Annotated in this window: 11 protein-coding genes and 2 pseudogenes; 4 read left to right on the top strand and 9 right to left on the bottom strand. The window is 67.3% G+C overall.

Annotated elements, in window-relative coordinates; all coding sequences use genetic code 11:
- Nucleotides 1–3: 3 nt before the first annotated feature.
- From ACIGA3_RS14205 to ACIGA3_RS14225, 5 genes are all read right to left on the bottom strand, one after another.
- Nucleotides 4–1,311: a hypothetical protein gene (locus ACIGA3_RS14205; RefSeq protein WP_399714522.1), complete on the bottom strand. Its 1,308-nt coding sequence runs from the start codon at nucleotides 1,309–1,311 to the stop codon at nucleotides 4–6.
- A 31-nt stretch (nucleotides 1,312–1,342) separates the two neighbouring features.
- A complete protein-coding gene (locus tag ACIGA3_RS14210) occupies nucleotides 1,343–3,559 on the bottom strand; it encodes a hypothetical protein (protein ID WP_399714525.1) in 2,217 nt (738 codons plus the stop codon).
- Nucleotides 3,560–3,661: 102 nt separating this feature from the next.
- Nucleotides 3,662–4,021, bottom strand: a complete 360-nt coding sequence (locus ACIGA3_RS14215; RefSeq protein ID WP_399714527.1) for an SRPBCC family protein — start codon at nucleotides 4,019–4,021, stop codon at nucleotides 3,662–3,664.
- Between the two features lie 76 nt (nucleotides 4,022–4,097).
- Complete coding sequence (locus ACIGA3_RS14220) at nucleotides 4,098–4,439, bottom strand: LuxR C-terminal-related transcriptional regulator (RefSeq protein ID WP_399714530.1); 342 nt, start codon at nucleotides 4,437–4,439, stop codon at nucleotides 4,098–4,100.
- Nucleotides 4,440–4,501: 62 nt separating this feature from the next.
- Nucleotides 4,502–6,196 (bottom strand): gamma-glutamyltransferase, encoded by a 1,695-nt coding sequence (locus ACIGA3_RS14225; protein WP_399715464.1) that lies wholly within the window; start codon nucleotides 6,194–6,196, stop codon nucleotides 4,502–4,504.
- On the opposite strand from ACIGA3_RS14225, the pseudogene ACIGA3_RS14230 reads away from it, so the two are divergent.
- Nucleotides 6,083–6,371: pseudogene (locus ACIGA3_RS14230) on the top strand (transposase family protein); the annotation flags it as partial. The gene ACIGA3_RS14225 and the pseudogene ACIGA3_RS14230 sit on opposite strands and share 114 nt — an antisense overlap.
- A gap of 155 nt (nucleotides 6,372–6,526) precedes the next feature.
- Here the strand turns inward: ACIGA3_RS14230 and ACIGA3_RS14235 are convergent.
- The 4 genes from ACIGA3_RS14235 to ACIGA3_RS14250 all read right to left on the bottom strand — a co-directional run bounded on the left by ACIGA3_RS14235 (nucleotide 6,527) and on the right by ACIGA3_RS14250 (nucleotide 10,283).
- Nucleotides 6,527–7,132, bottom strand: coding sequence for a TetR/AcrR family transcriptional regulator (locus ACIGA3_RS14235; protein WP_399714532.1), 606 nt, complete (start codon nucleotides 7,130–7,132; stop codon nucleotides 6,527–6,529).
- Nucleotides 7,129–8,073 carry an SDR family NAD(P)-dependent oxidoreductase gene (locus ACIGA3_RS14240; protein ID WP_399714535.1) on the bottom strand — a complete coding sequence of 315 codons (945 nt, stop codon included), beginning with the start codon at nucleotides 8,071–8,073 and terminating at the stop codon, nucleotides 7,129–7,131. Before ACIGA3_RS14240 ends, ACIGA3_RS14235 begins: the two co-directional genes overlap by 4 nt.
- A 63-nt stretch (nucleotides 8,074–8,136) precedes the next feature.
- Nucleotides 8,137–8,826, bottom strand: coding sequence for a type IV pilus twitching motility protein PilT (locus ACIGA3_RS14245; protein WP_399714537.1), 690 nt, complete (start codon nucleotides 8,824–8,826; stop codon nucleotides 8,137–8,139).
- A 380-nt stretch (nucleotides 8,827–9,206) separates the two neighbouring features.
- Nucleotides 9,207–10,283 carry a methyltransferase domain-containing protein gene (locus tag ACIGA3_RS14250; RefSeq protein WP_399714539.1) on the bottom strand — a complete coding sequence of 359 codons (1,077 nt, stop codon included), beginning with the start codon at nucleotides 10,281–10,283 and terminating at the stop codon, nucleotides 9,207–9,209.
- On the opposite strand from ACIGA3_RS14250, the gene ACIGA3_RS14255 reads away from it, so the two are divergent.
- The 3 genes and pseudogenes from ACIGA3_RS14255 (at nucleotide 10,270) to ACIGA3_RS14265 (ending at nucleotide 14,327) form a co-directional block, all read left to right on the top strand.
- On the top strand, nucleotides 10,270–13,278 hold the full coding sequence (locus tag ACIGA3_RS14255; RefSeq protein WP_399714542.1) for a polymorphic toxin-type HINT domain-containing protein: 3,009 nt from the start codon (nucleotides 10,270–10,272) through the stop codon (nucleotides 13,276–13,278). The two genes, ACIGA3_RS14250 and ACIGA3_RS14255, sit on opposite strands and share 14 nt — an antisense overlap.
- A 454-nt stretch (nucleotides 13,279–13,732) precedes the next feature.
- A pseudogene (locus tag ACIGA3_RS14260) lies at nucleotides 13,733–13,879 on the top strand (IS110 family transposase); the annotation flags it as partial.
- A gap of 139 nt (nucleotides 13,880–14,018) precedes the next feature.
- Nucleotides 14,019–14,327 (top strand): hypothetical protein, encoded by a 309-nt coding sequence (locus ACIGA3_RS14265; protein WP_399715467.1) that lies wholly within the window; start codon nucleotides 14,019–14,021, stop codon nucleotides 14,325–14,327.
- Nucleotides 14,328–15,196 lie beyond the last annotated feature (869 nt).

Here is a 15,196-nt window from a genome sequence, read left to right on the forward strand (position 1 = left end):
ACATCACGCCCCGGGCGGTGCTACCGCTCGCCGCTCTGAGCCAGTTCGCTGCTCTGGGGCTTCTGTCGCTTCGTCGTCAGGCTGGAGGAGGCTGAGGAGATCCTGCACGGCCCAGTCCGGAAGCGTCACTGCCGTGGGGCACGGCAAGCGGTCGCTCCGCAGCAAAGAGCCTTCCTTGAAAATGGCTTCGGTGAGCCAGGAGAAGGTGTCGTCGTCGAGGAGGTCGGGGTGTCCGGCCGCCACTCCGGCGAACTGGTCCACATCGGGGAAAACGCTGGGCACGACCGTGGGCAGGTTCCCATCGCTCGCCGCACGGACAACCGCACGGCGGACCATCGTCTCGTACCAGCCGGATCCCCACCATTCGCCGATCGATTCGGTGCGGGATCCGTGTATGGAGAGCAGGCGCAGTGCGGCTTCTGGTCCGAGCTTTTCGTCGACCTGCTGCCAGAGGTCGATCTCCCGGTGGATCGATGCGAGGATCGGCGTCCATCCCTCCTCGAAGATGTCCTGCAGGGCTTGACCGTTCGCGAGCCGACGGGAAGGCACGGTGAGGGAGAGGCGAACGGCCGGCCAGTCGACGCCGTCGGGGTGGACGTGGGGCAGGACGGCCCGGGTGGCCGCGATGTTGGCGCGCGCCATGGCGATGTCGTCGATCTTGAAGTGCCATTTCTCGACGTCACTTTCGCGCCGCCAGCACCATTCGGCGATGCCACGGGCCGCCGCGGCTGGCACCGCGTCGGGGACGATCACCGGATAAGCGCGCAGTCCGCTGCTCATCCGCCAGGAGAACTCCTCACCGAGCGCCTCGATCGCGGCTTGGCCGTCGTCGCGTCGACGGTGCCGACGAATCGTGTCGTGGATGTGGTCGGCCCAGAGCAGCAGGACCAGGTCGAGGCGCAGCGCCGATGCGTCCTCGGGCAGGTGGATCCGGGTCGCGTCAAGGAGCCCAGCCGCAGCGAAGGCGCGACGGGCGGCCTCGGCCTTCGCTGCCTGAGCGGGATGGGCGCTCAGGTCGATACTGAGCGGCTCGTCGAGGGGGAACAGCGGGGGCAGGCTCTCGGTCCAGTCCCAGCCGTCGGTTGGGTCATCGACGACGAGGCGGGAGTCGGCGGGGTACCAGCTGACGTGGAGGTGGAAATTCGAGCGGGACAGCTCCACCGACAGGGCGACATCAGCCGGGAGCTCCTCTTCCCCGTACCACTGCTCCTCCTCGCTCCAGCCGGCCAGCCGCAGCGGTGTGGTGAGCCGCCTCAGCAGCCGAGCATCGAGTGCGTGCGGCGGCAGAGTGCTTTCCGATGCGCTGTCCATGGGATCCTCGTCTTTTCTGCAGGCAGGAGGTTCAGTTGCTGTCGGGGCGGCCGGAATGGCCCCGGGACAGCAGTTCGCGCACGATACGGCGCCACTGGCGGGCGTCCTCGCTATAGGGACGGCCTTCACCCTCGGGGTCCCACTTCTCGAGCCCCCGGAGCTGCCCGGCGAGCTGCTCGAAACGGCCGGGGTCGTATCCACCACGGTCGGGGTCCAGCTGCTGCGCGATGTCGTGGAGCCTGTGGGCGGCACGGTAGTGGGCGAGTTGCGCGTCAGTCAGGCGGCGGATCGCGTAGCCCGAGCATTTGCTGCACCAGTCGAAGTCCTTGCCGCTGAGCAGGTCTGCGACGGTGAGCAGGTCGTCGTCGGCGACGACGCCCCGTTCGCGGGTGTGGGAGCAGAAGGGGGAGTGCCCCTTGCCCTGGAACCGGGGGTCGGCGTTGGCCGCGTACACCTGGACGTCCGCGAGGACGCCGAGGGGGATACCGCTGCCACCGGGCTTCCACCCGCTGCGCCCAGGTGCCTCGAACGGCTCCAGTTCCAAGTCCCCGCCGTGGGCGAGAAGCCCGTGCCACACCGCGCTGGGGAGCCCGCGGGAGCGTCCGACCTGGTCGTATCCGGCATCGAGACTGCGGAGGTCTCGGACGCCACGGGCCACCGCGAGCAGACGGAGATTGCGCTCCCGCTGCCTCGCGTCGTCACCGAACACCATCCACGCGGCCTGCTGAGCGCCCGAGTTCAGGCCGAGCCTCTCACCGAACAATGGGTCGTCGGCATTGCGCATCCGCTCCGGCCACCACCTGTCCCGGTCTTCGGGCCGCTGACCTAGCTCGCCCGACCATGGTTCGATCAGAGCGGCAGGCAGGTCCGCCGAGCTGGCGATGAGAACACCCCTCCAGCCACGGGTGGCCCGCCGCTCGAGCTCAGGGAACAGCAGGACCTCTGTCCCGCCGTCCGTGGAGAACACGATGTACAACTCGTCCTCGGCGGTCCCTATCGAGCGCAGCAACCGCAGGTGGTCTGCGGTGAGTGGTCGACGTTGGTGCACGGCCGTGTCGTCGAAGACGCCGGGGCTCAGCGGGCTCGCCTCGGCCACGGCTGCGGCGGCCTCGGGCTCGCAGTGCAGGAGCGAGGACCGGCTGAGAAGCCGGTCGGCTATGAGCCGCGGCACGCGGACGGTGAGCTGGCGGTGGCCCCAGTCGGTGCCGGTGAGATGGATTAGGAGGACCCCGATCATCCAGTCGTCGAGGTCGGCCAGCAGACCCCTCTCATGGCGGCGCTGCCAGTGAGTCTCGTCTTCCTGGATCTCCGGAAGGCGCACGGTCACTGCCACCGTTGCCCCGGTGTCCGCGGCACTGGCGACACGGCGTGCCTCGTCCTCCCACGAGACCAGCAACTGTCCTACCGCAAGCCGGGCTTCGGCGTACCCCTTACGGCTCTGGCGGATGCCGTGAACGACATCGTGGACGAACAAGGAGTCGCCGGGGAGGCCCCAACTGGTGCGAGCCTTGCTCTGCCAGCCGAACCACATCGACCGCAGCCGCCTGGCCACCTCCGTGCTGTCGCCGATGGCGGCGAACGCACTTTCGCCGGAGGGGAGCTCAGGCTCGTCCATGCTCGCAGCAGCCGCCGCAGCCAGGAGCCCTGCGGGGGTGACGAACAGTGCCGCCAGCCCGCGCAGCGTCTCCAGGTACTGCTCCTTCAGAGCCACCTTCGGCCCGGCCCAGTCGGCGAGCCAGGGGAACGCGGCGACGGTCACCTGGGCGAGGTGGAGACTGCGCGCGGCATCACGCCACGCGCACACCACCTCTTCGCGGAGGCGCTCGGCAGCGTCGCGGACCTCCCAGTCCTCGTCGTCATGCTCCTCGTCCTCTTCCGCAATGGGTTCGGTGCGTAGTACTTCGGCCGCGCGTTCGACCTCCTTCTGGTCCATCGTGCAGTCCGAGTCCGTCTCGGTGTACCGCTGGAGTTGGTAGAGAAGACCGATGCCGCCCAACGCGCGCAGGAAGAGGCCGACGCCGCTGTCAGGGCGCCCCCAGTCGCCCTGGAATGCGCAGCTGGAGCACATCCGGCCGATCGTGTCGGCGTTCAGCGGCACCTCGGACGTAACGGCTCCGTCGGCGCGCAGCCGAGTGCAGGTGCGGCGGGCATGCAACTTGGAGTTCTTGCCCTTCGCCGAGAAGACGGGAATTGGTTGGCCTTGAAACGGGCCAAGCGGGGTGTCAGCGGGCAGCGGACGGTCGAACATGTATCTCCCCCTGTTGGTCTCAGCTAGCGAGCCTAATGCGGCGCACTGACAAAGGCCCCGGCTGCAGCGATTCCGCCAGGGCGGCAGAGTTGGACCCCGCGACTACCGAGGGTCCCGACCCTCGGTCATGTCGACCAGCTCGCCGCGGACGCCCTGTGCCAGGCCGTTGAGCGCGTTGGTGAACCCGGTGGGTTCGTAGGCGAAGCCATGCGGTGCCGTGTACTCGGTCAGCCGCTCGGTGACGTGGGATCCATCGGTGAAGTGTGGCTCCCGGGCTACCCCGGCGCGGCCCCATGTGTCGTGCTGGCACTCGATGTGGCTGACGCCGGGGAAGAGGCGGTCCGCCTTGAACACCAGGGAGAGATCGATCGGGGCGATGACGGAGAACGCGGTTCCGGGGGAGACCGACGTCCTCGCGAACACGGTGATGGGCACGGTCCGGTCGGTGCGTGTGATCAGCATTGGTCAGGAATCCGCCGGCGTCGGTCTCGCAACCAGGCCCCAACGACCCTGGTGTCACCGGTACATGGATACGTTCCTACTCCGGCAGGGAGGCCACCCGGTTCTGGTAGGCCCAGACGACCGCTTGGAGACGTGAGGCCGCGCCGAGCTTGCGCAGCATCCGGGCGGGATGGGACTTCACCGTGGACGGGTCGATACACACCTCGGACGCGATGCCGCCGTTGCTCATGCCCTGTGCGAGCAGGCGCAGGATGTCGAGTTCGCGCAGGGTGAGGATGCCGTCGGCCACCGCGTCCTCCCGTACGGTGACGGGCCGCGCCGGACGGTGCGCGACGAAGGCGTGGAGGACGCGTCGGGTCACCGACTGCTCGTTCGGTACGTGGCCCTTCAGGAAGCCGAGGGCGCTGAGCGCGAGCATCGTGGCGCCCCACCGCAGCCTGCACCCGAGGAGCTGACTCCTGCGGCCACTGTCAGGGGTTCTTAGTGCTGGCGGCGAATGATCTCCGTGGGATTGATGGCCAAATAGGTCTCTGGCGTCGTGGATTCCAGAGTGCCGGGGGAGAGTTCGAAGGCTGGGTTCCCGCCCATCCGCGAACTCCAGGGCTGGTCGTCGGCCTCGGTGAACGCGTCACGCACTTGGCGCTGGAGGCGGGGTCGCGCGTCCTCCTGACGCTCACGGTATTCGCGCCGGGCGGCCATCACCCTCCGGTCGATCTCCCCTTCGCCGAGGTCGGTCACGCCGAGGTCCTCGGCACGCAGTCCCGGTGTGTGCGCGGCGATGTCCCGGTCGGCCCAGTACAGCGACTCGCAGGCAGCGTAGAGTCGCTGAGACATGCCAAGGGTGACCTCGGTGCCCGGTATGCGAGCAGTGAGGAAGCCCTCCAGGTGCACCTCCCGCGCCTGCTCGTCGGAGGGCTCTCCGGGGCGCTCCCGCAGGGCATCTCGACCCTGGCGCGTCGCATCGTCGTGTTCCATAAGGGTAAGCAGGCCCGAAGTCCGCCGACGCTGCGCGCGGTTGTGAGCGACAGGCACGAGACGCAGCTGCGAGAAGGCGGTGATCGCCATGGCACGCAGCGACTGGAAGAGCAGCATCTGGGAGCGAGCGAAGTCCAGGAGGTGGGTGCCGCTCTCGTCCTCGTCCAGGCTCTCCTCCGCTGAGAGCAGCCTGGGAGGCTCAGGCGAGGAGCCGGTCGGCGGGCTGGACTGTCCTGTGGGCTTGCCCAGGTGGTGTTCGTGGCGGATCGTGACGAAAAGGTCGTTCTTCGGGGTCACGTGACGCAGGAGGCCCGTCCCGCACAGGACCAAGCGGTGGTCCAGTCCATGCGGGTGGACTACCGCGCAGCCCCCCTTCAGCTGTTCCCAACCGCGATCGAGCCGGTCCGGCCGGATGTCGCCGCCCTTTGCCTCGATCAGCCAGTGACGGTCCTCGCCGTCGTGCCGACCCCAGAGGTCCGGCCGCGGATTCTTCTGCCCTTTCACTGTCTTCACGTTCTGAGCGGGGTCGGTGATTCCCAGCGGCCACTTGTCCTCGATGTGCCAGGTCTGGCCCAGCCCCATCAGGGAGCGGCAGGCCCACTCGGCCATGGTCATCCCCATGCGATAGCTGAACGCCCCGCGGGCGCTGGACTCTGTCCCCTCCTGCAGTATGACGTTCGAGGTCAGGCGGCGGCCTACGTTGTACGGGTGGAGCTTCGGTCCTTCGTGAAGGTCCATGTACGTGTCCATCGGAGCAATGCGCGCGGCGATCTCCCGTGCGGCGTAGTGCGGGCTATCCAGCCACGGGGAGAGATCACGGCCGACGTTGACCGCGGCCCTGAGGATTTCCCTCCAGGTCGTCGTCGGCAGGTACCAGCCGTCGTCGCCGGGAAAGCCGACGCCCGTCCAAGCGGCGAGGTCGTCCTGGCGCCATTTACCCTTGGTCCGGCCTCCGGGGCCGTTACGGAAGAGGACTGGTATGTCGATGGCGTCGGCGTAGAGCAGGGGTGGCTGGTCATGCTTCTTCTTCGAGGGCACGATGCCACTCTGCCAGCCGCCTAGGGCATCTTCTCCCTGGTCGTGTTTCTGAAGGCGCTGCGTGAGAATGATCCGGACTTCGTCCTGCTGGACGGCACTCTCGCCGAGTACGACCGCGTCGGTGACAGCCGGGGCGACTACTCGGCCAAGCATCGTCGACATGGGGTGAACGTCGAGGTGGTCACCGATCGCGAAGGCGGGGTGCTGTGTATCTCGCCCGCGCTGTCGGGCCGTGCACACGACTTGACCGCAGCCCGCACCCAGGATCACCCGGATCTGCGAGCGACAAGGCGTCCCCGTCCTAACCGACCGCGCCTACCAGGGCGCCAGCCCCTGGCGGCTCTTTGGCGGAAGCGCGTCCGGATCTTGGTCCGTATCGCCGCGCGTCATGCGTTGCTGCTGGGCGGGGCGTCTAGGACTGGCGCTGTGATTGGTGATCGAGCCCGCTGAGAGGCGGCGCATGTCCCGGCAGAGCGAAGGTGGGGCCGCCGGTCAGGTGGCGGTGGTGCCCAGCAGGAGGTCGAAGGCGTCATTCGCCTCGCGGAGCACCGCCGTCGCGTCGTGGCCGCCGAGGCGCCACGCCGCCTGGTAGCAGGCGAGGGTCAATTGGGCGGCGAGGACGGCGGTGGCGGGCGGGGCGCCGTGGTCGATCAGGTGTTTCTCGAGGAGGTCGGCGTAGTGCCGGGTCTTGCGGGTGTGCCGGTCTTCGAGCTCGGGGTGCTGCGTGACCAGACGGTGGTACACCGCGTAATGGCCGGGGTCGCGGGCGGCCTCGGTGCAGATCGCGCGCAGCAGCCGCCGCGATGTGGCCAGTGCCTGCGCGAGATCCTGGGGCGGCTCGGCGGGCGCATCGCGCATGGCCGCGGTGAGCGCGTGCAGGAAGTCGTCCTCGGTGGAGAAGACGACTTCCTGCTTGTCGCCGAAGTAGCGGAAGAAGGTGGTGCGGCCGATCTCGGCCCGCTGGGCGATCTCGTCCACGGTGACGACATCGAACCCCCGCTCCATGAAGAGCGCGAAGGCTGTCTCGATGATCCGTTCCCGGGTCCGGCGGCGTTTGCGGTCCCGCAATGACTCCACCGGAAACTCGTTCACGCTCATTCAGCCAGGATATCCGCCCCTTCCACCCGCCGGTCGGTGTCGACGAGGCGGGCGGCCTCGCGCCACAACTCCTCCTCGCGGGCCTCGTCGTGCGACTCCGGCGACGACGGGACGTCGCGGCCGCGATCGAGGTAGGACCCGGTCCGGGCGGTCAGTCCGGTCAGGATCGTCTCGGTGAGCCGGGCGCCCGCCTGCTGCGGCGTCATGCCCCGGCCGAGGAGTCGCTGAAGCTGGAAGATTCCGTTGAGCACGCCCCGCACGGGCCCCGGGGCGTGGCGGAAGAAATCGGTGCCCGCGACGAGCGCCGGGTTGTAGGAGTAGACGCCGACGCTGTCGGGCAGGCGGCGGGCCAGCGCGTGGGTCAGGTAGATGACGCCGAGTTTGCTGGTCGCGTACGCCCGCCCGGCCTCCCGCGCTCCACCGGTACGGGGCGTGGCCAGTCGTTCCGGCGTCTCCCAGCGCGGCGGCGGTGTGGCGCCGAGCGTGTGGCGGAACTGCCCGAAGTGGCAGTCGCTCGAGGTGAGCACGATCCAGCCCGGACCGGTGAACCGGGGCAGCAGCTCCCTGACGAGCAGGTAGTGGGACAGCACATTGACCCCGAAGGTCATCTCGTACCCGTCCGTGGTGCGATTCCCGGTCGTCGTGACCGTCAGGCCGGCGTTGCCGAGACAGCCACCCAGGGGCGGGAGGCGTCCGGTGTCGAGCCCCCGCAGAATCTCCACCACCGCTCGCCTGATCTCGGCGAGCGAAGCGAGGTCACAGTCCACGCCCGTGACCCCGGTAGCACCGGTGGTCTCGACGAGTTCCGCGGCGAGACGTTCGCCGCCCCGGCGTGCCAGCACGACGTAGTGGTCCTGAGGCCGTTCCCGCATCAGCAACTCGACGGCCTCGCGGCCGAAACCGCGGGTCACTCCGGTCAACACGATCGTCCGGCTGCCCATGGCAGGCTCCTTCGGTACCGAGTTCCATATGGTACTCAGTACCGTAACATGGAGGCTGGGTGGTCAGATGGGGCCGACCGGGACGTACGGTCGTCGGATGTCCTCGGGGTGGGCCGTGTGCTGTACGGCCCGCTCGTAGGTGACGGCGCCTGTCGCGACGAGGGTGTTGAGGCTGGTTTCGAGGGTCTGCATGCCCTCACGGTGGCCGGTCGAGATCATGTTGCGGATCTGGCGGGTCTTGCCCTCGCGGATCAGGTTGCGGATCACCGACGTGCCCACCAGTACCTCGAAGGCGGCCGCCCGGCCGCCGCCGGTCCGGCGGATGAGCGTCTGGTTGAGGATGCCGACCAGGGTGTGCGCCAACTGCAACCGGAACTGCGGCTGTTGCTCGGCCGGGAACACGTCGACGATACGGTCCAGCGTCTGTGACGTGTCGTTGGTGTGCAGGGTGGCGAACACCAGGTGCCCGGTCTCGGCGATCGTCAGGGCCGCGGAGATGCTCTCCGGGTCGCGCGTCTCGCCGAGGAGCAGGACGCCGGGGTCCTCGCGCAGGGCCGACCGCAGCGCGGCGGGGAACGAGTCGGTGTCGGTGCCGACCTCACGCTGGCTGACCGCCGAGCACTTGTGCCGGTGCAGGTACTCGATCGGGTCCTCGATGGTGAGGATGTGCACCGACCGGTGCGTGTTGACGTAGTCGATCAGCGCCGCCAGGCTAGTCGACTTCCCCGACCCGGTCGGCCCGGTGACCAGCACGAACCCGCGCGGCAGGCCCGCCCACCCGATGACGACCGGGGGAGCCCGAGCTGCTCGGACGACGGCACGTCGAACGGGATGATCCGCAGCGCCAACGCCGACGCGCCCCGCTGCGCGAAGGCGTTCCCGCGCAACCTTGCCTTCTTTCCCCAGCTGAACGCGAAGTCGACCCGCCTCTCCCGGCGGAACCGTTCCGTGAGTTCGTTGCCCAGCACCCCGGCGCCCAGGCGATCGGCCTCCGATTCGGTCAGCGCGGCCTCCTCGACCGGCCGCAGCGTGTCGTCGACGCGGAGGAACGGCGCTCGAAGCAGCCCACGATCAACGCCTGAACCAGCCCACTCCCGCGCGGCCGGTGGGAGTGGGCCGCCGGGGCTCCGCGGTCAGGCGCGGGCCTCGTAGACGATGTTGAACGGGGTTTGTGCCGCTTGGCGGAACTGGGTCAGGCCGGCCTCCGACGCGACCTGGCGGGTGCGCTCCTCGCCCGCCTGGGCGCCCAGAGCGCGGCCGACCTCCTGGGACTGCGAGGCCGGGGTGCAGATCAGGGACGAGGCGCTGTAGAACGTGCGGCCGAGCGGGGTGAGGTTCTCCTCCAGCCGGTCGCCCGCGAACGGCTCCACGAGCATGATGCTGCCGCCCTCGGCCAGCTGCTCCCTGCTGTGCGCCAGTGCGCCGACCGGGTCACCCATGTCATGCAGGCAGTCGAAGAACGCGATCAGGTCGTACGGCCCACCGGCGAAGTCCTTCGCACCGGCCACCTCGAACGAGACCCGGCCCTCGACACCGCTCTCCGCCGCCAGCTCCCGGGCCGCCTCGACGGACGGTACGTGACTGTCGAAGCCGGTCACCAGCGCGTCCGGGAACGCCTGGCCGATCATCATGGTGGAGTGCCCCAGTCCACAGCCCACGTCGGCCGCCCTGCCGCCGGCGCGCAGCTTCTCCACCACGCCGGTCAGCGCCGGCAGCCACTCGTCCACCAGATGCGCGGCGTAGCCCGGACGGAAGAAGCGGCCCGTGCCCGCGAACAGGTCCGGGTGGTGTTCGTGCCAGCCGACGCCGTGACCGTCCCGGAAGGCGCGCTCCAGCCGGTCCTGCTCCTCGGCCGAGCCGCAGGACAGGAACGCCTGGTACCCGCCCAGCGCGAAGGCCGGGCTGTTCTCGTCGGCGAAGACCGCACTCTGCTCCGGTGTCATACGGAAGCGGTTGTCGCCCTCGTGATTCAGGTATCCGCTGGCGGCCATCGCGGCCAGCCATTCGCGGACGTTGCGCTCGGTGGTCCCGGTGCGCTCCGCGAGCCCGCCCGGGGTGACGGCTTCGCCGTCCGCGAGGGCCCGGAAGAGCCCCAGCCTCTCCCCGAGCAGGGCCAGGGGCGCCGCCGCGACCGCGCCCAGATCGGTCACGACCTTCCCGAGCAGTTCGTTCAACTTCGCTTCGTCCACGGTGCTCATGTCGACCGACACGACCACACCTCCGATCGATCCGGTCGCACCCACAATTTGTGGCGGAGAGAACCGTCTCTCGCCCTTCGTGAGCTTGACGCTATCTCGGACCTATGGGAGGAAATCGCACGAAACGCCACAGATCGCGTGCTGGAGGGTATCGCGTTACCCATCCACCGGCACCGACAAGGCCAAATCCAACTTCCAGTTCGCCTCCTGGACCTACGACACCCTGCGGGTCGGCCTGCCGACCTCCTCCACCCGCTATGTCCAGGGAGTGACCGGACGATACACGGTCGCGAGCACCGGCTACACCTCGCTCGGCAGGCCGACCGGCACAAAGATCAGCCTCCCAGCGTCCGAGACACCGCTGCCCTCGACCTACACCACGACGTACACCTATACGGTCCGCGATCAGTTGCTTGCCACGCAGAGCGACCCGCGTGCCCAGGGCCTCAACAACGAGGTCATCACCTACGACCGCGACGCACTGGGGATGCCAACCGGTACCGGGAGCAGCGCCTTCTCGTACGTCACCGGGACCGTTTACACCGATTACGGAATGCCGTCCCGAGTCACTATGGGCGCCTCCACCAACCCTGCCGTGACCACCTACGACTTCGACGATCAGACCCTTCGGCTGAAAGAACGCGTGATCAGCCGGACGCAGGCACCCGGCCCCACCGTCGACGACACCAAGTACAGCTACGACGCGGTCGGCAACCCCACCTCCATCAGGGACGAGCAGTCGGAGACGGGCAGCACCGTCACCGACCAACAGTGCTACAGCTACGACGCCCTGGACCGACTCACCGACGCCTGGACCGCCAACGACAGCTGCAACGCCAACCCGCCCACCAGCAGCACTCTCACCACGGCACCCGGTTCCTACTGGCAGAGCTTCAGCTACGACGCCATTGGCAACCGACACCAGAGCGTCGACCACGCCATCGGCACCACCGGTACCACGTCCACCACCAATTACGCTGACGGCTGCACCGTCAACTGCAACCCCACCGGCACTCAGCCGCATACCCTGACCGCGACCACCGGCGGCACCAATCCCACGACCTTCGCCTACGACGACGACGGCAACCTGCACACCCGCACCCCGAGCACGGGCCCAGGTCAGACACTGACCTGGGACGACGAGGGTCACCTGGCCCAGGTGGACACCACCGGCGCCAGCTCCACGACGACGAAGTACCTCTACGACGCCGACGGCAAGCAACTCATCCGCCGTGATCCCGGCCAGACCACGCTCTTCGCCGGCGACACCGAGATAGTCGTGAACACCAGCGTCACTCCCAACACGCTGCTCGGCGCAATCCGCACCTACCGCCACGGCGGGACAGGAAACCCTGTCGCCATCCGGTCCAGCCTCACCGGTGGCGGAGTCAAGTACCTCTTCGGCGACGCCCACGGCACCTCGACCCTGGCGATGGACACCACCACCCAGCAGGTCGCCCGCCAGCAGTACACCCCCTACGGGCAGCCCAGATCCAGCGCCAACACTGTCACCTGGCCCGACCCCACCCACTCCTACCTCGGTGCACCCCAGGATAAAAGCACCGGCTATACCGACATCGGAGCCCGCAAGTACGACCCCAGCACCGGCAGCTTCATCAGCGCCGACCCGATCTTCGAGGCTACGAGTCCCCAGCAACTGGGTGGTTACACCTACGCGGCCGACAATCCGATCACCGGCAGCGACCCCACGGGACTCATGCTGCACTGGACGCAGGGCGGCGGAGACGGCACCAAGTCAGCGCAAACGCTCGACCCCATTATCACTAGCTCTCAAGGTGGGACACATACCAGCAGTCCTCACGGTGGTAGCTGGCTCGACACGGTATTCCACACTGTGGCCAACGAGACCAAGAAGACCGTCGTCAACATGCTGGCCGCCCCGTACCGTCAATTCCAGGCGGACAAGCAGTGCGTCACCAGTGGTGACAACTGCATGCAGCTACTGGCCCAGTTCGAGCCCTCCCTCGCTGCCTCCAACGCCGTAGTGGGACGCGGATCTGAGATCTACGGTGACTTCGCCCATGGCAGAAGCGCCGAAGGCACAGGAAAGCTACTGTTCGACGCCGCCCTGATCCTCGTGGCGAAAGGCGCAGGCGCAGAGACTGAAGCCGAAACCGCGGAGGCCAGATCCCTGGTCGAATCTCCAAAATGCAGTTTCGCCCCCGCCACTCCGGTGCTCATAGCCAACGGCAAAACCAAGCCCATCGGTGACATTAAGCCCGGCGACAAGGTCGAAGCCGCAGACTCGAAGACCGGCAAGCACCAAGGCACACGAACCGTCACGCATGTGTGGATCAACCACGACCACGACCTGCTCGACCTGACCGTGCGCACCAAGAACGGCCACACCGCTACTCTCCACACGACTGCCAACCATCCATTCTGGGACGACACCACCCACAGTTGGGTCCCCGCCGGCAAACTTCGCCACGGCGACGCTCTGAACACCGCCACCAACGGACACGCCTACGTCGTCGCCACCCAGTTCACCCCCGGCACGGCCAACCGCTGGAACCTCACCGTTCAGCAGCTCCACACGTACTATGTGTTGGCGGGCGGCGTGCCGATCTTGGTTCACAACTGCAACGCGGACATACCGAATGTGGCCTTGGGTATTAGGAAGGGAGGTGGGTTGGAGTCGTTCGCGAGCAAAAACGGTTACACTCACTTCCTTAATGACACGCTTGAAGGTGCATTGGGAAATGTGCGCGACGTGGCGAATGAGCATCCCGAGACGACTATTCACGTCCGGCTCGACCAATTCGAGATGACTGACGGGAGTGAGGGTACCGCCGTACAGCGTCTGGACGATGCAGTTCGGCAGGGTCAGGGTGACAACTGGTACACAACGCAACGGGAAATGGCGTTTTTGGAACGGGCGTTCCGGGTGGGGAACTTGGATAGTAATCGATTGAGATTCTACGAGGGTGGACAGGATATCTCGGATGACATCTTCGAACAGTCCCATTTCTTCGGAGGGCGTTAGTGGCCAGCATGCTTGCGTCCTGGGATAGACCATTCGAGCTTTGGCACTACTCGGTGAGTTACTCGCGGCTGCTCCTCAGGAGCGTCGGGGGCGGACTTCCTGGGCGCGTCGACGTACTCTTCTCAAATGTACAGGCTATGCACGTAGAGAATGAATATGATCAGCTCAAGATCGAACTTCTCCCTGATTGGAATCCATCCGGATTCAGGGATCTTTCGGGGAAGCCGGGCCAGTGGTTTTCGCTGAACTCTGCTGCTGGCTTTGTGAGGGCAACGCACTGCGAATGGCACGAAGATGAGGGCAACGCTATGTCCCCCTCTCGATTCGGCCCATTTCGTCGCACGGATTGATCCCGCGTTCCAGACAGCGCAGCAGCTCCTCCACCACGGATCCTCCCGTTCCGGGCGAGGTCGTCCTGGGCGTGGACACGCATGGCGAGGTTCGTGTTGCCGCCGTGGTTCCCCTGCTGGGGAAGGTCCTGGGTACCGAGTCCTTTCCGGCCACGGCGGCCGGCTACCGACAGTTGCTCCGGTGGGCCCGCAAGCGAGCTACGGTGTGCCGGGCCGGTGTGGAGGGCGCCGGCACCTTCGGCGCGGGCTTGTCCCGCTACCTGCTGGCCCAGCAGATTCAGGTGGTCGAAGTGAACCGGCCCGACCGCTCGGCCCGTCGACTGCTGGGGAAGCCGGACCCGCTCGCGGCGCGGCCGTGCCCGGGCCTGGATCAAGTCCGGCGACGGTCCGGTGCACAGCGCCCGGATCTTCAAGCTCGCCACGGACTCTGCGGTCAAGGCCCGCACCCAGGCGATCAACCAGCTCAAAGCCGTCTTGGCCATCGCCTATCCCGCATTGCGGGAACGACTGTCCAGCCTGGGCAACCACGAGCTGTTCAGCACCTGCGCACGCCTCGGGCCAGGCGACGGCGAGGAGGGCGAGAACGCGGTGGCCCAGGCCACCCATATGACTCTGAGAATGCTCGATTTGCTGAACCAACGCCTGACCCAGCTCGTCGAACGCAACGCCCCACAGCTACTCGCTGACTTCAGGCTCTAGAAGAACCCAAGTTTCTGAGGGCTGTAAGAACAAAGAATGTTCTTCGTGTGCTGGTGGTACACGCCGCGCATGGCCGCTGACCAGCGGAAACGGCCACGATTCGGCCAAGCTGCTGGCGGCTGGTCCGTATATGGCCCGGATCTTGGTCGGCACGGAGTGGGGCCCTGACCGATGGCCCGTGGCGGCGGTGAGCCGGCACACAAACGAGGGGCGGGCCGACAGGTCTCCACGGAGCATGCCTCGATCCAACGCGCTACGAGAGAGGAAATCGCCAGGACTTGGACCGCGGAGCGGGCAACCCACCGGCTGAAGAACTCCCACGCCGGCACGATCGGCCACGAGACGTGCGGCTGCGTCTTCCCCCGCACACGCTCTCTGACTGAGCCCGGCTGGCCAGCCGCAGGCTGCGGCCCATCTGCGCTATCAGAAGGCTGCTCCGCTTCACCGCGATCGAACGCAGCCAGTCCGATCGGCGAAGAGCTGGCGTGCGGCCGCTCTGCTCAGCCCGATACGTATTCCTAGGCGTTGCTGCTGCGGTGTTGGCTTCGACTACCTTGGCTTGGCCTTGGGGGGGGGGGGGGGCAACCGATGAAGCCCAGCGCCTCCGGGTTGGCAGTAGGTATAAACGTCCTTGGAGTCGGGTCGGCGAATCTAACCGGGGAGTGAGAGGTTGAGCAGAGGGGCTTCCTCGATTGGCACGGGTGGGGCTGGCACGATCTATGAGTATCGAGTCGCGGCCCTGGATCTGGCCGCTCTGCTGTGCGGCGTGAGCGTTCCGGGGCTAGACGTGGTGCCGGACTCGGTCTGCCTGCAGCAGGGCAGGGAGTTCCCTCTGGACGACGTGGTGGTTCTCAACCGTGAGGGCCCTT

Source organism: Streptomyces sp. NPDC085596 (assembly GCF_044541565.1).
In the GTDB taxonomy this organism is placed as follows: domain Bacteria; phylum Actinomycetota; class Actinomycetes; order Streptomycetales; family Streptomycetaceae; genus Streptomyces.